General features: G+C 74.0%; 17 protein-coding genes. 6 read left to right on the top strand and 11 right to left on the bottom strand.

Translation table 11 applies throughout. The annotated features are described in order from the left end of the window. Positions 1 to 112: 112 nt before the first annotated feature. The gene (locus MID12_RS29965) at positions 113 to 1,426 is read left to right on the top strand and encodes a GNAT family N-acetyltransferase (protein WP_263172158.1); all 1,314 of its coding nucleotides are present in this window, start codon (positions 113 to 115) and stop codon (positions 1,424 to 1,426) included. A 71-nt stretch (positions 1,427 to 1,497) separates the two neighbouring features. On the opposite strand, the gene MID12_RS29960 is transcribed toward MID12_RS29965, so the two are convergent. Further along, the gene (locus tag MID12_RS29960; protein WP_263172155.1) at positions 1,498 to 2,700 is read right to left on the bottom strand and encodes a trans-sulfuration enzyme family protein; all 1,203 of its coding nucleotides are present in this window, start codon (positions 2,698 to 2,700) and stop codon (positions 1,498 to 1,500) included. Positions 2,701 to 2,760: 60 nt separating this feature from the next. On the opposite strand from MID12_RS29960, the gene MID12_RS29955 reads away from it, so the two are divergent. Continuing rightward, on the top strand, positions 2,761 to 3,234 hold the full coding sequence (locus MID12_RS29955; RefSeq protein ID WP_040255226.1) for an Lrp/AsnC family transcriptional regulator: 474 nt from the start codon (positions 2,761 to 2,763) through the stop codon (positions 3,232 to 3,234). Between the two features lie 61 nt (positions 3,235 to 3,295). Further along, entirely contained in the window at positions 3,296 to 4,987 is a 1,692-nt protein-coding gene (locus MID12_RS29950) for a DUF885 domain-containing protein (RefSeq protein ID WP_263172153.1), read from the top strand. Between the two features lie 27 nt (positions 4,988 to 5,014). Here MID12_RS29950 and MID12_RS29945 read toward each other — a convergent pair whose 3' ends face one another. The 6 genes from MID12_RS29945 to MID12_RS29920 all read right to left on the bottom strand — a co-directional run bounded on the left by MID12_RS29945 (position 5,015) and on the right by MID12_RS29920 (position 13,247). Continuing rightward, positions 5,015 to 8,008, bottom strand: a complete 2,994-nt coding sequence (locus MID12_RS29945; RefSeq protein WP_263172151.1) for an AAA family ATPase — start codon at positions 8,006 to 8,008, stop codon at positions 5,015 to 5,017. Then, positions 8,005 to 9,168: an exonuclease SbcCD subunit D gene (locus MID12_RS29940; RefSeq protein ID WP_040255223.1), complete on the bottom strand. Its 1,164-nt coding sequence runs from the start codon at positions 9,166 to 9,168 to the stop codon at positions 8,005 to 8,007. The genes MID12_RS29945 and MID12_RS29940 overlap by 4 nt, the downstream gene beginning before the upstream one ends. Before the next feature lie 43 nt (positions 9,169 to 9,211). Next, positions 9,212 to 9,865, bottom strand: a complete 654-nt coding sequence (locus MID12_RS29935) for a membrane protein (protein ID WP_040258504.1) — start codon at positions 9,863 to 9,865, stop codon at positions 9,212 to 9,214. 134 nt (positions 9,866 to 9,999) lie between these two features. Then, entirely contained in the window at positions 10,000 to 11,280 is a 1,281-nt protein-coding gene (locus MID12_RS29930) for a pyridoxal phosphate-dependent aminotransferase (protein WP_263172148.1), read from the bottom strand. Between the two features lie 44 nt (positions 11,281 to 11,324). After that, positions 11,325 to 12,086 (bottom strand): iron-containing redox enzyme family protein, encoded by a 762-nt coding sequence (locus MID12_RS29925; protein WP_040255221.1) that lies wholly within the window; start codon positions 12,084 to 12,086, stop codon positions 11,325 to 11,327. 537 nt (positions 12,087 to 12,623) lie between these two features. Next, positions 12,624 to 13,247: a YigZ family protein gene (locus MID12_RS29920; RefSeq protein ID WP_263172146.1), complete on the bottom strand. Its 624-nt coding sequence runs from the start codon at positions 13,245 to 13,247 to the stop codon at positions 12,624 to 12,626. 133 nt (positions 13,248 to 13,380) lie between these two features. On the opposite strand from MID12_RS29920, the gene MID12_RS29915 reads away from it, so the two are divergent. Further along, positions 13,381 to 13,788 carry a CoA-binding protein gene (locus tag MID12_RS29915; protein ID WP_040255218.1) on the top strand — a complete coding sequence of 136 codons (408 nt, stop codon included), beginning with the start codon at positions 13,381 to 13,383 and terminating at the stop codon, positions 13,786 to 13,788. A gap of 34 nt (positions 13,789 to 13,822) precedes the next feature. Here MID12_RS29915 and MID12_RS29910 read toward each other — a convergent pair whose 3' ends face one another. Further along, the gene (locus tag MID12_RS29910; protein WP_040255217.1) at positions 13,823 to 14,395 is read right to left on the bottom strand and encodes a helix-turn-helix domain-containing protein; all 573 of its coding nucleotides are present in this window, start codon (positions 14,393 to 14,395) and stop codon (positions 13,823 to 13,825) included. 92 nt (positions 14,396 to 14,487) lie between these two features. Here MID12_RS29910 and MID12_RS29905 point away from each other — a divergent pair, with 92 nt between their 5' ends. Continuing rightward, positions 14,488 to 15,354, top strand: a complete 867-nt coding sequence (locus MID12_RS29905) for a DMT family transporter (protein WP_263172142.1) — start codon at positions 14,488 to 14,490, stop codon at positions 15,352 to 15,354. Positions 15,355 to 15,523: 169 nt separating this feature from the next. Here MID12_RS29905 and MID12_RS29900 read toward each other — a convergent pair whose 3' ends face one another. Continuing rightward, a complete protein-coding gene (locus MID12_RS29900) occupies positions 15,524 to 16,333 on the bottom strand; it encodes an acyltransferase (protein WP_263172140.1) in 810 nt (269 codons plus the stop codon). Between the two features lie 137 nt (positions 16,334 to 16,470). Here MID12_RS29900 and MID12_RS29895 point away from each other — a divergent pair, with 137 nt between their 5' ends. Further along, complete coding sequence (locus MID12_RS29895) at positions 16,471 to 17,004, top strand: gamma carbonic anhydrase family protein (protein WP_263172138.1); 534 nt, start codon at positions 16,471 to 16,473, stop codon at positions 17,002 to 17,004. Between the two features lie 117 nt (positions 17,005 to 17,121). Here MID12_RS29895 and MID12_RS29890 read toward each other — a convergent pair whose 3' ends face one another. After that, complete coding sequence (locus MID12_RS29890) at positions 17,122 to 17,814, bottom strand: DedA family protein (RefSeq protein ID WP_052482703.1); 693 nt, start codon at positions 17,812 to 17,814, stop codon at positions 17,122 to 17,124. A gap of 194 nt (positions 17,815 to 18,008) precedes the next feature. Then, a complete protein-coding gene (locus MID12_RS29885) occupies positions 18,009 to 18,446 on the bottom strand; it encodes a DUF4442 domain-containing protein (protein ID WP_040255214.1) in 438 nt (145 codons plus the stop codon). Positions 18,447 to 18,701: the final 255 nt, after the last annotated feature.

The raw sequence follows: 18,701 nt of genomic DNA, 5'->3' as shown, positions 1-18,701 counted from the left end.
ATCGGGAGTAAAAGCGCGACAAAAACGGCGGAGTCGCCCTTTACCCATCAGACACAATACGTTCGTGGTCACGCAACACCCCTCCGGCACAGTGGAATGCATGACTCAGGACATGTCTGATGTGAACCGCGAGACCCCCGCCACCCGGACGCGCCCCGCGCTCAGCGTGGTCCGCTCCTGGTGGACACGCCGCCAGGAACACGCCCCGCCGAGAAACGATACCGGCGCCCGGTCCGCCTCCCCGGAGCGCGAGACCGGGCGGTCCGGCACCGCCGAGCGGGACCGGGCGCCCGAGTCCGCGGACTCCCCCGCCCCGAGCACGCTCTGGCGCATGCGGACGACGGTACGGGACACCCCGGGGGCGCTGGCCTCGCTCTGCTCGGCCCTGGCCGGGCTCCGGGTGGACATCCTCAGCCTGGGGACCCACCCGCTCGCCGAGGGCACGGTCGACGAGTTCCTGCTGCGCGTCCCGGCCGAGCTGGAGTCCGGCACGCTCACCGCGGCCGTCGCCGAGGCGGGCGGCCGCGACACCTGGATGGAGCTGGCCGACACCCACGACCTCGTGGACGCACCCACCCGCATCCTCGCCCTGGCCACCCGTACTGCCCTCGACTCGGCCGAACTCCCGCTCGCCCTACGCCAGTTGCTCGGCCGGTGCACCATCCGCTCGGTACCCGCGAAGGGCGAGGGCGGGCCCGCCGAGGACACGTTCGACGGCACCGTGATGCGGCTGGCGAGCGCACAGGGCAGCGCCCTGACCGTGGAGCGGCCCTATCTGCCGTTCACCCCGACCGAGTTCGCCCGGGCCCGCGCCCTGGTCGAACTGGACGCCCGCCTCGGCCGCAGACTGCCCGGCCAGGAGGACGTGGTGGACCTGGCGCGCGGCTCCGTCACCGTGCGCCGCGCCGACACCGCCGACCTGGACGCCGCGAAGGCCATGCACGAGCGCTGCTCGGCACGCACCCTCTCGCTGCGCTACCACGGCCCGGTCGGCGACGCGGACCGCTATCTGCGCCACCTGCTGAGCCCCCGCTTCGGCCGGACCCTGGCCGCGCAGACCGCCTCGGGCCGCATCGTCGCGCTCGGGCACCTGCTGTGGGACGGCGACGAGACCGAGATCGCGCTGATCGTCGAGGACGAGTGGCAGCGCCGGGGCATCGGCGCCGAACTCCTCGGCAGGCTGGTGGCGATGGCCGCCGAGGCGGGCTGCGCACACGTCTACGTGATCACCCAGTCCGCCAACACCGGCATGGTCGCCGCCATGCGCGGGCTCGGACTCCCCCTGGACTACCAGGTCGAGGAGGGCACCCTCGTGATCACCGCACGCCTCGACACGAACACGGCACCGGGGCTGGTCTCCGCGGAAGCGGCCCCGGCGGTGACCTCGGTGGGCGAGGCACCCGCCGAGGTCACCGCCGGGGACTGAACCCGGGCACAGGACCCGGGGAGCGTCCGGCCCCGATCAGCCGGACGCTCCCCTGCGCCCCTGCCGCTCCCCTACGCCTCCGCGACCGCCGTCGTCCGCTCCTCGCGACCGCTCGTGCGGACCGGTCCGAGGGCGTGGTCCAGGTCCTGCCAGAGGTCCTCCACGTCCTCCAGGCCGACCGAGAGGCGGAGCAGTTTGTCGCTCACCCCGGCGGACCTGCGGTCGCCCGCGTCCACGATGCGGTGGCTGATCGAGGCCGGGTGCTGGATGAGGGTGTCGACGCTGCCGAGGCTGACCGCGGGGGTGATCAGCCGTACCGCGGCGATGAGTTCGTGCGGTTCGCCGGTCACCTCGAAGGCGACCATGCCACCGCCGATCCGCGGGTAGTGGACCCGGGAGACCCGCGGGTCGGCGGCGAGCCGCTCGGCGAGTTCGGCGGCGGTGGCCGAGGCCGCCTTGACCCGGACCGGCAGGGTGGCCAGTCCGCGCAGCAGCAGATAGCCCGCGAAGGGGTGCAGCACCCCGCCGGTGGCGAAGCGCACCTGGCGCAGCTTGCGGGCGAAGGCCTCGTCGCAGGCGACGACGCCGCCGAGCACGTCGCCGTGGCCGCCGAGGTACTTGGTCGCGCTGTGCAGGACGAGCCGGGCCCCGCTCTCCACCGGACGCTGGAGCACCGGGGTGGCGAAGGTGTTGTCGACCAGGAGCGGCACCGAGCCGCAGCTGTGCGCGATGGCGCGCAGGTCGAGTTCGGCGAGGGTCGGGTTGGCGGGCGACTCGATCATGATCAGACCGGTCTCGGGCCGGATGGCGTCGGCGATGCCCGCCGGGTCCACCCAGGTCACCTCGGAGCCGAGCGCCCCGGCGGTCAGCAGGTGGTCGCTGCACCCGTACAGCGGGCGTACGGCGACCACATGCCGCAGTCCGTCGCCGAGCCGGGCGAGCAGTACCGCGGTCAGCGCGGCCATGCCGCTGGCGAAGGCGACGGCCGACTCGGTGCCCTCCAGGGTGGCGAGCGCCTTCTCGAAGCGGCTGACGGTCGGGTTGCCGAGCCGGGCGTAGACCGGCGGCCCGTCCGGCTCGGCGCCCTCGGCGGCGAAGGCGTCGATCCGGGCGGCCTCCCCGCGGCTGTCGTAGGAGGGGTAGGTGGTGGACAGGTCGAGCGGCGGGGCGTGCAGTCCGAGTCCGGCGAGGTCCTCGCGGCCGGCGTGCACGGCTTCGGTGGCCAGCGCCCGGGGTGCGGGAGCGGCGTCCATGGCATCGAGACGGAAGTCCATGGGCTCCAGACTGAACACCTGCCGGGAGGCAGCGGAAAAATCCCGTGCTACGTTCGGCCGATGGCTGACTCCGTCGTACTGGACCCGGTTGATCTGCATATTCTGCGGCTCCTGCAGAACGACGCCCGGCTCACCTACCGGGAGCTCTCGGCCGAGGTCGGCGTGGCCCCGTCGACCTGTCTGGACCGGGTGGCCCGGCTGCGCCGCAGCGGGGTGATCCTCGGGCACCGGCTCCGCCTCGACCCGGCGCGCCTCGGGCGCGGGCTCCAGGCCCTGCTCGCGGTCCAAGTCCGGCCTCACCGGCGGGAGTTGGTGGGACCCTTCGTGGAGCGGGTGCGGGCCCTGCCGGAGGCGCGCTCGGTGTTCCACCTGACCGGTCCGGACGACTACCTGGTGCATGTCGCGGTCGCCGACGCCGCCGATCTCCAGCGCCTGGTCCTGGACGAGTTCACCGCGCACCGCGAGGTCGCCCGGGTGGAGACCCGGCTGATCTTCCAGCAGTGGGAGTGCGGGCCGCTGCTTCCGCCCCGCTGAGCGGCCGCCGCCCGCGCCGTTTCGCCGTGACGCGGCCGCCGCCCCGTACGAGGATGGCGGCATGTCCGACACGACGCTCCCCCCGCTGCCCCGCGAGGTCGCCGACGCCTACGTCGACGAGCTCGTCGCCCTCGATCCGGCCACCGGTACGTATCTCGGCGTCGCCGAGAGCTCCTCGGCGCTGCCCGACTACTCGCCCGAGGGCCAGGAGGAGGTGGCCGCGCTCGCCCGCCGGACCCTCGTCCGGCTCGACACGGCGGAGCGCGGGGCGGGGGCGGACCGCGGTGTGGAGCGGCGCTGCGCCCGGCTGCTGAGGGAGCGGCTCGGCGCCGAACTCGCCGTGCACGAGGCGCAGGAGGGCCTGCGCGCGGTGAGCAATCTGCACTCCCCCGCGCACACGGTGCGCCAGGTCTTCACCCTCACCCCGGCCGGGACCGAGGAGGAGTGGGCGGCCCTCGCGGAGCGGCTGCGCGCGGTGCCCGAGGCGCTCGCCGGGTACCGCGCCTCGCTCGCCCTCGGTCTGGAACGCGGGCTGCCCGGCGGCCCCCGCGCCACCGCCACCTTCCTCGGCCAGCTCGCCGAGTGGGCCCGCGGGGCGGACGGCAGGGGCTGGTTCGAGGAGTTCGCCGCGGCCGGTCCCGGCACCCTGCGCGCGGAGCTGGACGCCGCCTCCCGCACCGCGACCGCGGCCGTCGGCGCCCTGCACGACTGGATCCGGGACGTCTACGCGCCCGGTGTCGCCGGTGCCCCCGACACCGTCGGCCGGGAGCGCTACGCCCGCTGGGTGCGCTACTTCAACGGCACCGACACCGATCTGGACGAGGCCTACGCGTACGGCTGGTCCGAATTCCACCGGCTGCTCGGCGAGATGCGCGCCGAGGCGGAGAAGGTCCTGCCCGGGGCGCGCACACCGTGGGCGGCCCTCGCGCACCTGGACGAGCACGGCCGGCACATCGAGGGCGAGGAGGCGGTCCGGAAGTGGCTGCAGGGGCTGATGGACGAGGCGATCGAGGCCCTCGACGGCACCCACTTCGCGCTCGCGCCCCGGGTGCGGCGGGTGGAGTCCCGGCTCGCCCCGCCCGGCAGCGCCGCCGCGCCCTACTACACCGCGCCCTCCGAGGACTTCTCCCGCCCGGGCCGCACCTGGCTGCCCACCCTGGGGCAGACCCGCTTCCCCGTCTACGACCTGGTGTCGACCTGGTACCACGAGGGCGTGCCGGGACACCATCTGCAACTGGCCCAGTGGACCCATGTGGCGGGCGAACTCTCCCGCTACCAGGCAGGCGTCGGCGGGGTGAGCGCCAACCTGGAGGGCTGGGCGCTCTACGCGGAGCGGCTGATGGACGAACTGGGCTTCCTCGGCGACCCGGAGCACCGGCTCGGCTACCTCGACGCGCAGATGATGCGCGCCGTACGGGTCGTCATCGACATCGGCATGCACCTGGGGCTGCGCATCCCCGGGGACTCGCCCTTCGCGCCCGGTGAGCGCTGGACGCCCGCGCTGGCGCAGGAGTTCTTCGGCGCGCACAGCAGCCGCCCGGCCGACTTCGTGGAGAGCGAGCTGACCCGCTATCTCTCCATGCCGGGCCAGGCCATCGGCTACAAGCTGGGCGAACGCGCCTGGCTCACCGGCCGGGACCGGGCGCGGGCCCGGCACGGCGCCGCCTTCGACGCCCGCTCCTGGCACATGGCCGCGCTCTCCCAGGGCTCGCTCGGACTGGACGATCTGGTCGAGGAGTTGGCGCGCCTGTAGCCCTCCGCCCGGGCGGCCGGGGCCCGCTCACCCCGGCTCGCTGCGCAGCCGGACCGTGGATCCCGTACGCCCCTTCACCACCTCCAGCTGGGTGTGCACCCGGCGCCGCAGGTCGGCGACATGGCTGACGATGCCGACGCTGCGGTCCCGCTCGCGCAGGGAGTCCAGGACGTCCATGACCTCGTCGAGGGTCCCTTCGTCGAGGCTGCCGAAGCCCTCGTCGATGAAGAGGGTGTCCAGGCGGACGCCGCCCGCCTCCTCGGTGACCACATCGGCGAGGCCGAGCGCGAGGGCGAGGGAGGCGAAGAAGGTCTCGCCGCCGGAGAGGGTGGAGGTGTCGCGGGCCCGGCCGGTCCAGGCGTCCACGACATGCAGCCCGAGCCCCGAACGCCCGCGCCCGCTGCGGTCGTCGGAGTGCACCAGGGTGTAGCGGCCCGAGGACATCCGGGTCAGGCGCCGGCTCGCGGCCGCCGCGACCTGTTCGAGCCGCCCCGCGAGGACGTACGACTCCAGGCGCATCCGGCGCTCGTTCTCCGCCGAGGTCCCGGCGGCGAGCGTGGCGAGGCGGGCCACCCGGTCGTACTCCTCGCGCAGCGGTCCCCCGCGCCGTACTCCGGCGGCGGCCCGGCGGGAGAGCCGGTCGAGCTCCCGGCAGCGGGCCTCGGCCGCGTCGGTCGCGGAGGAGACCCGCTGCAGCGCACCGGCCGCGGCGCGCGCCGCCTCCTCGTCCGCCGCCACCGGGGCGGGCGGCTCCGCCGCGGCCCGCTCCAGGGCCGGATCGGCGAGTACGGAACGGACCTCGGCCTCCTCCCGCTGCCAGGCGTCGAGCCGGTGCTGGAGTGTCCGGTGGGCGTGGTCGTCCAGGAGGGCTTCCGCGGCGGCGCGGGGGGTGTCGAATCCGGCGCGGAAGGACTCGTCGGCGAGGCGGGCGTCGGCGGACTTGAGGCGCCCCGCGGTGTCGGCGGCGAGCCGGGCCGCCTCCGCCGCCTGCTCCAACTGCTCCCGGAGCCGGTCGAGTTGGCGGGCGCGGGCGTCCACCGAGCCCTCGCCGCGCACCTGGGCCAGCTCGCGGTCCAGGGCGGTCTCCTCGCGGGCGAGCGCGTCGCGCAGGGAGGCGCGGGAGGCGGCGCGCTCGGCGGCCTGCTGGCGGCGGCCGAGCCTGCGCTCGTGCTCGGCCTCCGCGTGGCCGAGGGCCTCGCGCGCGGGGTGCAGCTCGGAGGCGAGGGCCCTGGCCCGGCCGTGCTCCCGCCGCAGCTCCTCGTACTCCTCCTCCAGTCGGCCCAGCGGGGACCCGGTGGCCTCCGCGGTGGCCGCGGCGAGGGATTCGCGCAGCGCCGAGAGCGCGGCCTCGGCCTGGGTGCGCCGCTCCTCGGCCCGGCGGTGGCGCGCGAAGGCGGCCTCCTCCGCCTGCCGGTCCACATGCCCCTCGGACTTGCGGGCCGGTGCCGGGTGGTCCGAAGAGCCGCAGACCGCGCAGGCCTCGCCGGGGCGCAGCGCGGCGGCGAGTTCGGCGGCGAAGTGCTGCAGGCGGCGCTCCTTGAGGGAGAGCCACCGCTCGTGCGCCTCGGCCGCGCTCTCCCGGGCCCCGGTCAGGGCGGTTTCGGCGGCGGCGGTCTCCTCGGTGAGGTCCGCGCGCCGCCGGGCGGCGTCCAGGCGGGCGCGGGCCGGGGCGAGTTGGGCCGCGAGATGTTCGGCGCGGGTCAGCGCCTGCTGGCACTCCTCGACCCGGGCGCGCAGTGTCTCCCGGCGTTCGGGCCAGTCCGCGAGCCACTCCCCCGCCTCGTCCAGGGACTCGGCGTCCGCCTGCTCCTGCTGGTCGATCTCCCGCCGCTCGCGGCCGAGTTCGGCCTTGCGGTGCTCCGCGCGGCGGGCCGAGTCCAGGGCGCCCAGCTCTTCGGCCGTGGTGCGCGCGGCCGCGCCGAGGGCGCTCGCCCCCGCCTCGGCGTACCGCGCGGGCAGGGCCGCCCGGGCGCGCCGCTCGGCCTCGGTGGCGGCCCGGTGTTCGGCCTCGGTGCTCTCCCGCAGGGCGAGGACGGGGGCGACGCGCTCGGCCTTGCGCGCACGGGCCATGCGCTCCTCGGCCGCGCGGTGCTCCCCGGCTCGCGCGGCGAGCCGCTCGGCCGCCGCGCGCGCGGTGGCGGCGCGCTCCTGTGCCCGGGCCAGTTCGCGGGTGCGGTCCAGGCGCTCCTGGGTCTCGGCGCGGGCGGTCTCGGCGGTGCCGCGGGCGGTGCGGGCCACGGTCAGCCGCTCGCGGGCGGCGCAGCGGGCGAGCGCGGCCCAGGTGAGGACGGCGGCGGCGAGGCCCGGCTCGCCCGGCGCGAGGTCCGGCAGCGGGGTCTCGGCGGCCGGGCCCGCGGCCTGCTGCATCCGGTGCGCCTCGGCGAGGAGTTCGGTGTCGCCCTCGCGGACCGCCGCCTCGGCCTCCCGGCGGCGCTCGGCGAGCCACTGCTCGACGGCGGCGAAGCGGCCGGTGTCGAAGAGGCGGCCGAGGAGCTTGCCCCGGGCCTCGGCGTCGGCGCGCAGGAACCGTGCGAAGTCGCCCTGCGGCAGGAGCACGACCTGGCAGAACTGCTCGCGGCTCATGCCGAGCAGCTGGCCGATCTCCTCGCCGATCTCCTGGTGGGAGCGGCTGAGCGCCTTCCACTCGGTGCCGTCGAACTCCCTGAGCCCGGTGGCCGCCTTCTCGACGGTGGTGCCGCTGCCCTTCTTCTTCGGCCGCTCCCAGGGCGGCTGCCGGGTGACCTCCAGACGGCGTCCGGCGACGGTGAACTCCAGGCAGACCGCGGTCCGCTGCTTCCCGTCCGCGTGGTCGCTGCGCAGCGAGAAGCCCTGGCCGTTCTGCCGTGCGCCGGGCACCGCCCCGTAGAGCGCGTAGCAGACGGCGTCCAGGACCGAGGTCTTGCCCGCGCCGGTGGGGCCGTGCAGCAGGAAGAGTCCGGCCGCGGAGAGCTCCTCGAAGTCGATGTCCTGGGCGGCGCCGAAGGGCCCGAAGGCCGTGAGCCGCAGCCGGTGCAGCCTCACCGGACCACCTCCCGGGCGGCGTCGGCGGCGCGCACCTCGTCGATCGCCTGCCGCAGCACCACCGCCTCCGCCTCGTCGGCGGCGCTGCCGCGCACATGGGCGACGAAGTCCTCGGCGATCTGCTGGTCGCTGCGGTCGCGCAGCCTTCGGGCGTACGAGATCTCCGGTGCGCCCTCGGTGCGTTCGGGGGCGAAGACCAGGGTCAGGGTGTGCGGGAAGCGCGCGAGGAGGCGGGCCATCGGCTCGGCGGGGCGCGCGGCGTCGGTCAGGGTCGCCTCGATCCAGTGGTCCTCGTGCCCGGTGAGCGCGGGGTCGGCGAGGAGTTCCTCCAGGGTGCCGCTGATCCTGGCGAGCGGGCGGGGCACGGGGGTGTCCAGCTGCTCGGCGGTCACCGCGCCGTCCGCGCCGAGGTCGACCAGCCACATGCCCTTGCGGTGCCGGGCCTCGGAGAAGGAGTAGGCGAGCGGGGAGCCGGAGTAGCGCACCCGCTCGCCGAGGACCTGGCTGCCGTGCAGATGCCCGAGGGCCACGTAGTCCACGCCGTCGAAGACCGCGGCGGGGACGGAGGCGACGCCGCCCACGGTGATGTCGCGCTCGCTCTCGCTGGCCTGCCCGCCGGTGACGAAGGCGTGCGCGAGGACGACCGAGCGGGTGCCCGGCGGGCGCCCGGCGAGGTCCGCGCGGACCCGGTCCATGGCCGTGCCGAGGACCGCCTCGTGGCTGGTGGCACCGGCGCCGAACGCGGCCTTCACCAGGGCCGGTTCCAGATAGGGCAGTCCGTAGAAGGCGACCTCGCCGTGCGCGTCGGAGAGGACCACGGGCACCTCGCAGGAGGCGGGGTCGGTGCGCAGGTGGATGCCCGCGCGGCCGATGAGTCCGGCGGCGACGCCGAGGCGGCGGGCCGAGTCGTGGTTGCCGGAGATCATCAGGGTGGGCACGTCCAGCGCGGCGAGCCGGTGCAGGGCCTGGTCGAACAACTCCACGGCGGCCAGCGGCGGGACCGCCCGGTCGTAGACATCGCCCGCCACCAGGACGGCGTCCACCTCCTGCGCGCGGACCACCTCGACCAGGTGGTCGATGAACTCCTCCTGGGCGCCGAGCATGTTCACGCGGTGGAACGACCGGCCCAGGTGCCAGTCCGACGTGTGCAGCAACCTCATGGGCCCCGAGACTAACGGCCGGGTCCGACAACGCGGTCCCGGCTCAGGCCGCGGCCGGGCCCGGGGCCGCCGCCTCGCGCCCGGAGTCCCTGCGGTAGGCGAACCAGGGCAGGAAGAACTGGGTGACCGGGCCGACCAGGAGGGCGTACGCGACCGTGCCCACGCCCACGCTCCCGCCGAGGGTCCAGCCGATGGCGAGCACGGTCAGCTCGATCAGGGTGCGCACCAGCCCGATGGAGCGCTTGGTCACCGCGGACATGCCGGTCATCAGCCCGTCCCGGGGCCCCGGGCCGAAGCGCGCGCCGACGTAGACCGCGATGGACAGGCCGTTGAGCACGACGCACCCGAGGAGCAGCCCGACCCGCTCGACGGCTCCGAGGTCGGCGGGGATGAGCCAGAGCCCCAGGTCCGAGGAGGAGCCGACGACCAGGATGTTGGCGAAGGTCCCCAGCGTGGGCTTCTGCTTGAGCGGGATCCAGAGCAGGAGCACGAGCACGCCGAGGAGCGCGCTGATCATGCCGAAGCTCAGCGGGGTGTGCCGCTCCAGCCCCTCGTAGAGCACGCTCCAGGGGTTCACCCCCAGCGAGGAGCGCACCATGGCCGAGAGGCTGAACCCGTAGAGGGCGAGCCCGAGGAGGAGTTGGGGGAAGCGGCGCAAGGGGCGCTCCCCGAGCGGGACATAGGTCAGGGGCGGCAGCGGCGAGCGCCCGCGCGTGGCCCGGCGCCCGCCGCCCGCCCCCTGGGGGCGGCGGAGTGTGCGTCTGCTGCGGTCGGTGATCTCCTGCTCCACTCCGGTCGCCCTCCGGCGTCTGCTCGTCCGCGTAGTCGCGGTCAGGATTCCAGGTCACGCAGAGCGTGCCTGATCCGCCGGCCGGCCTCGGTCAGCAGCGCGCCGGTACGGCCGCAGTTGATCCGGACGTAGTGGCGCAGGTACTCCTCCTCTCCGAAGTGGTCGCCGCAGATCGTGGCGACCCTCGCCTCGGAGAGCAGGAAGGCGTCGGCGGTCTCGTGGCCGCGCTTGCGGTAGGCCTCCTCGTAGGCCGAGAAGTCGACGAAGAGGAAGTAGCCGCCCTGCGGGACCTCGACCGCCAACTCGGGGACGGCACGCAGCTGTTCGAGCATGGCCTCCAGATTGCCGCGCGCGGCCCTCGCCCGGTCGGTCGCCACCTCGTCCATCTCCGGCTGGAGCGCGAGGTGCGTCGCGACCTGGCCGTAGGTGGAGGCGAACGAGGTGAGGTTGACCTGGGCGCGTGCGCAGGCGTCCACGATGTCGGCGGGGCCGCAGAGGTAGCCGATCCGGTCGCCGTGCATGCCGTAGGTCTTGCCCGGTCCGGTGACGGCCACCGTCCACGGCCGCATGGAGCAGCTGCCGCCTTCCGCGCGCGGGACGTCGAGGGCGGCGAAGGTCGTGGCCCGCTCTCCCAGGATGTGCGCCTCGTACGGGGAGTCGAACAGGACGTGGACCGGGCTCTCGTCCCGGGCCTCGCGCCGCAGGTTGTGCTCGGCGAGGACCGCGGCCAGCGCGGTGAGTTCCGCGGTCGAGTAGACCTTGCCGGTCGGGTTGATGCAGTCGCCGAGCAGGACGAGCTTGGTCTGCTCGGAGAGCGCCGCCCGCAGGGCCGGCGCGGTGAGGCCGTCCCGCGCCGTCACCGGCACAGTTCTCGCGACGGCCTCGTGCAGCCGCACCATGTCGGAGTAGTGGGGCCAGTTGGGCACCGGGAGGACCACTTCGTCGCCCGGATCGAGGAGCGCGTGAAAGGCCGCGGATATCGAGCCTTTCACACCGCCCGGGGTGACCAGGATTTCCGTGGCCGGGTCGTAGGTGATTTTGTGGAGGCGCTCGACCCGCGCCGATACGGATTCCCGCAGGAATGCGAATCCCCGGATCGGCGCGAATGCGTGGATCGTGTCGGGTTGCGTTCTGATGAACTCGATCACCCCGCGGTCGATACGCGGATCGGCGGGCAGATCAAGGGCACCGATACTGAGATCGATGACCTGTTCCTCCTCGGCGAGTCCGCGGTTGAGCGCCGCGAGTCTCGCGGCGGTGCCGTGGGTGGCCGATTCCGGAATACTCAGGACGGCATCGGAGATACCGCGGTTCTTTCGCACGTCGACCGGATTCACCTCGCCTCTCGATTCACCCCTCGGAGAAATCAACTCGCGGCCACGGCCTTGTACATGGCGTTCCACATGTCGAGTTGGATGTTCAGGGTCTCCCTCGCGCCGTAGGCGACCTCCGCGACGTCCGCCTCGGTACGGCAGTTGTTCACCACGCACCGCTTCGCGTCGGCGGCGTGCCGCTCCTCGACGCCCTCGTCGCCGACGTGGACGTCGAAGTAGATCTGGACGCGCTTCACGAACTCGTCCTCGCCGAGGCCCTTGCGGCTGGCGCGGAAGGCGGCGCGGCAGATCTGGAGCATGGGGTCCGCGTGCGACTCCAGGGCCGTCGCCACTCCCAGCATCCGGTGGTAGTTGCCGCTCAGGAGCTCCAGGGTGCGCTCGCGGTAGGCCACCGTCTCGGGGATGACCAGCTCGCTGTCGCGCGCCTCGCGTACCAGCAGCGGCGGCAGGCCGAACTCGACGCGGCCGTGCAGGTTGTGGGCGTTCTCCATCAGGATCTCGTGGCTGTGCTCGGCCACGCCGTCCCCGGTCTCCTCGTTGAGGATGTGGGAGAACAGCACCAGGGTGTCGCGGTCGTCGTGGGCTGCCGCCTGGGCGCACACATGGGCGATCCCCTTGACCGTGCCCTCGGTCCGGTGGAAGAAGTTGGCGCGGTGCACGTCGAAGGTCCGGTCGGTCCACGGCGTGTTCTCCAGGAACGCGAAGTAGTCGTTCCCGTAGACGCGGTGCTGCTCCAGTTCCTCCAGAAGAGCGGTGACCTGATCCTGTATCGCGGTTTCACCGAGTTCCGTCATCTCGCGGCTGCTCCCTGTGCGCGCAGGTTTCTGGATCGCGGCCCCGCAGGGTTCTTCCGCGATCCACTGGATGAATTCCCCCACCGGATCTCTCGCCCAGCCGGTTTCTCCTCCGCTGCCGCGCGTCCTCGCGGCGATGGCGACGTCCTTTCGCCTCGCGAAGGATTACCGGGTTGCCCGGTAAATGCGCCCCTCCGATAATTTCGCGGGGCACCCAAACCGACTGCAGAGCACTGTGGCATAGCGGGAGTTGACCGAGCCAGGTCACTCTCGGCCAGATACGCCGCGGCAATCACGGAGAAATCAGGCCGGAAATCCCTCGCACCGGAAACGGGCCGTACGGGCGCCTTCCGCCCTGCGTACGCCGGTGGGACCGGCCCCCGGCGCCGCGTCCGGACCGCAGCGGTCACGGCCGCCCCGCGCGCCGCTCCGGCCACGGCGGGACGGGCACGCCCGCTGCCGCCCTGACTCAAAGCAAGCGCTCTCTCGCGCCTCCCGTGTGCGGTCGGCGCCCGGTGCGCTCAACCCCCGGAGCGCTCAGTCCCCGTACGCCTCGCCGCCGAGTTCGAGCGCGGCGGTGCCCGCGGTGGCGTCGGCCAGCCAGGCGCGGAAGGCGTCCACCTCGGCGTCCGGCAGGCCGATCTCCAGGGCCACCGACTCGGCGTAGCGCACCTCGCGCACCTGGCGTCCGGTGGCCCGCAGTTCGTTCTCCAGCTTGCCCGCGCGCTGGTGGTCCACGGTGACGGTGGCGATCCGGAACCGGCGCCGGGTGCGGGTGCCGAGCGCGTCGATCGCCTCGCCGACCGCGCCGCCGTAGGCGCGGATCAGCCCGCCCGCGCCGAGTTTGACGCCGCCGTAGTAGCGGGTGACGACGGCGACCACGTACCGCAGGTCCCGGCGCAGCAGCATCTGGAGCATGGGCACCCCGGCGGTGCCGCCCGGTTCGCCGTCGTCGCCCGCCTTCTGGACCGAGGCGTCGGCGCCGATCACGTACGCGAAGCAGTGGTGACTGGCGTCCGGGTGCCGGGCCCGGATCCCGGCGACGAAGTCCTGGGCCTCCCGCTCGGTCGCCGCGGGCGCGAGGGCGCACAGGAAGCGCGAGCGGTTGACCTCGGTCTCGTGCACTCCGGCCGCGGCCACGGTGCGGTACTCGTCCGGCATCCGGCCAGGGTATGCGGCCGGGCGGCGGCTGCGGCGTGCGGGCCGGGCGGCGGGAATCCCGGGGCCCGCCCGGAGGTTGTGCCCACGAAGGGCGGCGGGGCCGCACCGGGCAGCGAAGGACGGGAGAGCGCGCATGTACGGCGACAAGGAGACGGTCCGCCGGATCCTGGACGAGACCGGGGACACCTGGGCCGTGGTGGGCCTGTCCGCCAACACCGAGCGCGCCGCCTACGGGGTGGCCCGCGTCCTGCAGCGCTACGGGAAGCGGATCGTGCCGGTGCACCCCGAGGCGGAGACGGTGCACGGCGAGCGGGGCTACGCCTCCCTCGCCGAGGTGCCCTTCCCGGTCGATGTCGTCGATGTCTTCGTCAACAGCGCGCTCGCCGGTGCGGTGGCCGACGAGGCGGTGGCCGCCGGGGCACGGGCGGTCTGGTTCCAGCTGGGCGTGGTGGACGAGGAGGCGTACGCGCGCACCACGGCCGCGGGCCTGGACATGGTGATGGACCGCTGCCCGGCCATCGAGATCGGCGCCGCGGGCTGACCGGCCCGCCACGCCCCTGGACCCGCCGGTCCGCTCAACCCGCGGGCGGCACCGAGACGGTGAGGGTCATCTCCATGGGTTCCTCGCCCTCGTTGCGGTAGCCGTGCGGCACCCCCGACTCGAAGCTGGCCGAGGCGCCCGCCGGGACCTGGTGCCGGGCGCCGTCCACGAGGAGGGTGAGCACCCCGGAGCGTACGTGCAGCATCTCGACGGTGCCGCGGGGGTGCGGGTCGGACTCGCTGCCCTCGCCGGGCATCAGGCGCCAGGACCAGAGTTCGAGCGGGCCGCGCTTCTCGGTGCCGACGAGCAGCACCGCCTGGCTGCCCGCCTCGGTCGTCCACATCCGCACCGCCTGCTCCTCGGGCACCACCCGCACCTGCGGGCCCTGCTCGTAGTCGAGGAGCGTGGTGATGCTGATGCCGAGGGCGTCGGCGAGCTTCACGGTGGTGCCCACGCTCGGATTGGTGCGGGCCTGCTCGATCTGGATGATCATGCCGCGGCTGACCCCGGACCGCGCGGCGAGCGCGTCGAGGGTGTAGCCGCGCTCTGTGCGCCAGCGCTTGAGGTTGCGGGCCAGGGACTGGGTGAGCTGGTCGAGGTCCGACACGTACCGTCCAATATTCTGGATGACGCAGTTCAGTTTGTTGAACTACGATGTGGTGCACCCGAAGGTCCACCACACTGTACGGCGAGGTCCCCATGACAGCACTCCTGGCCCTGGCGACGAGCGCCCTGTGGGGCTTCGCCGACTTCGGCGGCGGGCTGCTCACCCGGCGGATACCCGCCCTCACCGTGGTCGTGGTCTCCCAGACCCTGGCCGTGGTGGTCCTCGGCGCCCTGGTGCTCGCCACCGGCGGCCCGCGGGAGGTGGACGGCGCCCTCTGGTACGCGGTCGCCGCGGGTGTGGTCGGCCCGGTCGCCATGCTGGCCTTCTACCGGGCGCTCGCCCTCGGGCCGATGGGCGTGGTCTCCCCGCTGGGCTCGGTGGGGGTGGCCGTCCCGGTCGGCATCGGGCTGCTCCTCGGCGAACGCCCCGGGCTGCTCCAGTGCGCGGGCATCGGGGTCGCGGTGGCGGGCGTACTGCTCGCCGGGGGGCCGCAGTTGCGGGGTGCCCCGGTACAGCGCCAGGCCATCGGGCTGACGCTGCTCGCCGCCGTCGGCTTCGGCGCGGTGATGGCCCTGATCGCCGAGGCCTCCAGCACGCTCACCGGGCTCTTCCTCGCCCTCTTCGTGCAGCGGGTCACCAATGTGGCCACCGGCGGCGCGGCCCTGTGGCTCACCGTGCGGCGCGGCGCACCGGCCCTGCCCGAGGACGGCGGCTGGACCGCGGTCCGGGGCTCGCTCGGTGCGCTGGCCTTCGTCGGCCTCGCCGATGTCGCCGCCAACGGCACCTACGCGCTGGCCGCCCAGCGCGGCCCCGTCACCGTGGCAGCCGTCCTCGCCTCGCTCTACCCGGTGGTCACCGCGCTCGCCGCCCGCGGCATCCTCGGCGAACGCCTGAAGTGGGTCCAGACCGCGGGCGCCGGACTCGCCCTGCTCGGCACGGTCCTCCTCGCCACCGGCTGACCCGGCCCGCGGGCGAGCACCGGCGAGCACCCGGGAAGTCCCGGGCAGTCCCGGACAGTCCCGGGAAGCCTCAACTCCCTGGAGAATCCGGCTCTTCGCAGGAGCCTGCGCGCCTCGGCGCCCGGCTCCCAAGACCCCAGCCCCGGCCACGCCCCCGGCCCCGAAGGGCTCAGCTCTCCGAGGGCAGGTCCCCGGCGCCCGGTCCGCCCAGCCCCTGCGGCAGGGACTCCAGGTCGAGCAGCTGCTCCGGGGTCACGTCCTCCAGGGCCCGCAGCTGCTCGGGGGTCACGCCCTCCGGGATGGGCACCGGCGGCGGCGTACGCAGCGGCGGCTGCCAGCCCGACTCCGGGTCCCAGCGGCGCACGACCCGGGCCGGGGCCCCGGCGACCACCGAGTACGCGGGCACCTCGCCGCGCACCACGGCACCGGCGGCCACCACCACATTGCGCCCGAGCCGCACCCCCGGCAGGATCACCGCTCCCGTCCCGATCCAGCAGCCGGGACCGATCTCCACCGGGTCCATCCGCGGCCACTGCTTGCCGATGGGCTCGTGCGGATCGTCGTACGAGTGGTTGGTGGAGGTCACGTACACATAGGGGCCGAAGTAGCAGTCCGCGCCGATGGTGACGGAGGTGTCGGCGATGAGATGGCTGCCGCGGCCGAGGACGACGCCGTTGCCGATCCGCAGGATGGGCTCGGGGCCGAGATCCAGATCGGGCATCATCCCGGCGGTCAGCGTGACCTGCTCGCCGATGATGCAGTGGTCGCCGAGGTGGATCCACGGCTCGCCGAAGACCGTGCCGAGCGGGAAGGCCAGCCGGGTGCCGGTACCGATGGCGCCGAACCGCAGCCGCCCCGGGTGCTCCGCGGTCACCGCACCGGTCCGCCGGACCCAGTCCCAGACCGCGTGCACGGCACGCTGACCGAGGTCGCGCCGCCGGGCGGCCAGGGACGAGAACACGTTCTTGCTCTTCGGCACGGGCCCACCGTACTCACGCACCCCGGACCCCCACCTTCCGGCACCCTGTGATCTTCACCCCAACCGCTCCCGCCGGGGGCGGCCCTCGCTACGGTTCGGTGACCGCCGTCCGGCGGTTCCGGCACGAGGAGGCGGCAGTGGAGCACACGGCGTTGATCGCGGCGATCGGGGGCAAGGAACCGCGGGTGCACGAGACGGCGTTCACCGCGGCCACCTCGGTGGTGCTCGGCGAGGTGACCCTGCACGCGGGCGCGAGCGCCTGGTACCACGCGGTGCTGCGCGGCGACGGCGGCCCCATCGAGATCGGCGAGGGCAGCAACATCCAGGACAACTGCACCGTGCACGCCGACCCCGGCTTCCCGGTGCGCGTCGGCGCGGGCGTCACGGTCGGCCACAACGCCGTCCTGCACGGCTGCACCATCGGCGACGACTGCCTCGTCGGCATGGGCGCCACGGTGCTCAACGGGGCGGTGATCGGCGCCGGTTCACTCGTCGCCGCCCAGGCTCTGGTGCCGCAGGGCATGGAGGTCCCGCCGGGCTCGCTGGTGGCGGGGGTGCCCGCGAAGGTACGGCGCTCCCTCACCGCGGAGGAACTCGAACTCGTCAAGGCGAACGGCGCCGTGTACGTGGACCTCGCGAAGGAGCACCCGGAGAGCTTCGGGGAGGGCTGAGGCGGCGGGAGACCGGCGAGGGGGCTGACGGCCTGGGCGGCGAGCCTCAAACAGGCGGCCCCGGCGGGGGCGCGGTCCGCTCAGCGGGCCCGCGCCGAGGGATCCGTACCGTCGGCGTCAGTCGGTGGCCGCGACCGCGGTGCTCTCCGCGGTCCCGGCGGCCCCGGCCGCGGCCGGACTCCCCGCGGCCTCGGCCTCCGCCTCGGCCACCATCTTCGCGGTACGCCGCTTCACCACCAGGAACGAGACCAGGCCGATGACGACGGCCAGTACGAGCCCGAGATAGGAGAACCGCTTCAGCCAGGACTCGGCGACCACGCCCACGTAGTAGATGACGGCCGTGGTGCCGCCCGCCCAGACGATGCCGCCGAGGACATTGGCGACGAAGAACTTCCAGTACGGCATGCGCAGCACCCCGGCGAGCGGCCCGGCGAAGATCCGCAGCAGCGCCACGAACCTGCCGAAGAAGACCGCCCACATCCCCCATCGCTGGAAGGACCGCTCGGCGGCGCCGACATGGCCCTCGCTGAAGTGTTTCGGGAACTTGCGGCCCAGCCAGGCGAGCAGCGGGCGACCGCCCTTGCGGCCGATGGCGTACCCGATGGAGTCGCCGATCACGGCCCCCGCCGTGGCGCAGACGCCCACCAGGACCGGGTTGACCCCGCCGTGCTGCGAGGACAGCAGCGCCGCCGAGACGAGGACGATCTCGCCCGGCAGCGGGATGCCGAGGCTCTCCAGACCGATGACCGCGGCCACCAGGGCGTAGACCGCCACCGCGGGAATGCTGTCGAGCCACTCCTGGACGTGCACGTCCGGTCCCTTCCCTCGATCCGCTCGCCTCGGCCGCCGGCTCACCCCGAGGGGCCGGACACCCGGCGAAGCCTACCGGTTCACCGGGGTCCGGCCGGGGCGCGGGCAAGGAGGAGAGAAGAGGAGGGAAAGGGAGGGAGAAGGGAAGGGGACCCGCCGGGAGCACGCCCGGCGGCCGGGGCCGCGGCCGTCCGTCAGCCGTTGGGCCGCAGGGTCCAGACGACGGTCATCTCACCGGTGACGGCGCCGTCCTCGCGCGCGATCGCGATGCTCACCGGGAACTCGGGCCGCCCGCCCGCGTCGAGTTCGGCGATCACCTCGGAGGCGGGCCGCCCCAGCGTCGCGGTGGCGGTGACCCGGCCCCGCGCCAGCTTCTTGTACGCGATGTCCGCCCGAACGGCCAGCGGCACGGCCCGGGTGAGCTGCTCCCCGAAGGCGGTGAGCACGATCGCCCCGCTCGCGGACTCGGCCAGCGTGAACATCGCCCCGGCGTGCGGCCCGGCCACATGGTTGTGGAAGTCCGGCTGGTCGGGCAGCGCGAGCACCGCCTTGTCCGCCGTGGTCTCGATGAACTCCAGGTTCAGCGTCCGCACCATCGGCACCGTGGCGGCCAGCAGCTCGCCGATCGACATCTCTCCATCGCTCATGGACGCGAGGTTACCCACGAGTAAGGCGACTTGGCCAGGAGGGATTCTGCTGGGTGAGACAGAACACGGTCGGTGGCGGCCCGAGGTGGGCGAACCGAAGACCCGGCCCGAGCGACGACGGCATACGGCCAGGAATCACCCCGCGGCGGGGGTCACAACTCATGAGCGTGTACGCCGGGTTCAGGACAGACCCGGCAGCTTGCGACGAGAGGCCCGACTCGTGCCTTTTGGCCGGGCTCC

The organism is Streptomyces sp. SCSIO ZS0520 (genome assembly GCF_025643355.1).
In the GTDB taxonomy this organism is placed as follows: Bacteria; Actinomycetota; Actinomycetes; order Streptomycetales; family Streptomycetaceae; genus Streptomyces; species Streptomyces physcomitrii.
This window is presented reverse-complemented; position numbering and strand designations above follow the sequence as displayed.